Origin of the sequence: Brucella tritici, from assembly GCF_902825325.1 — a bacterium.
In the GTDB taxonomy this organism is placed as follows: Bacteria; Pseudomonadota; Alphaproteobacteria; order Rhizobiales; family Rhizobiaceae; genus Brucella.
Genome location: NZ_CADEAR010000067.1, coordinates 1 through 820 on the forward strand (window position 1 = coordinate 1; position 820 = coordinate 820).

Below are 820 nucleotides of genomic sequence, written 5' to 3' on the forward strand. Positions count from 1 at the left end.
GGTGTTGTCACGTTAACAGGGCTGCATTTGCCTGACTGACGGGTTGGGCGTAAATTTTGACGATGCAGTCGTCAGATATCATCTTCAAGCGTCACCGTTTTACACCGCAGGTCATTTCACACGCGGTTTGGCTTTACCTACGGTTTAACCTTAGTCTGCGTGAGGTTGAGGAAATGCTGCTTGAGCGTGGTATCGACGTTTCATACGAAACAGTTCGTCGTTGGATCGCCAAGTTTGGACCTCAGATCGCACACAACTTGCGGCGTCGTCAGGCGCGCCCTGGCGATATTTGGTATTTGGACGAAGTGGTCGTCCAATGCTCTGGAAAGAAATTCTGGCTCTGGCGTGCGGTGGATCAAAACGGCATCGTTCTCGAAGAAATCTTGCAGAAGCGGCGAGATAAAGGGGCAGCAAAGCGAATGCTCGTGGCGTTAATGAAGCGCTATGGCATCGCTCCCAAACGGATCATCACTGATAAGCTCCGCTCGTACAGTGCAGCAAAAGCAGAAGTGGCACCCGGCCTTGAGCATTGGTCGCACAAGGGCCTCAATAATCGTGCCGAGAATAGCCATCTGCCGTTTCGAAAACGGGAACGAACCATGCAAGGCCACCGATCACCAGGCATGTTGCAATGGTTCGTCTCCATGTACTCAGCTACCCGCAATTGCTTTTCAATTCCGTCCCGTCGCCGAGCCGCACAAACAATTCGATACCATCGCCTCGAGGCCTTCGATGCATGGAAAATTGCGGCCGGTGTCGCCTGAATATCTACGAGCCGCTGACCTTTCCGGCCAAAGAAACTTAACGTGACAACACCGGC

1 protein-coding gene is annotated in these 820 nt (G+C 52.7%); it reads left to right on the top strand.

Annotated features, from left to right (window positions below; translation table 11 throughout):
- The first annotated feature begins 62 nt into the window (after nucleotides 1-62).
- The gene (locus tag HWX93_RS22670; RefSeq protein ID WP_176038811.1) at nucleotides 63-764 is read left to right on the top strand and encodes an IS6 family transposase; all 702 of its coding nucleotides are present in this window, start codon (nucleotides 63-65) and stop codon (nucleotides 762-764) included.
- Nucleotides 765-820: the final 56 nt, after the last annotated feature.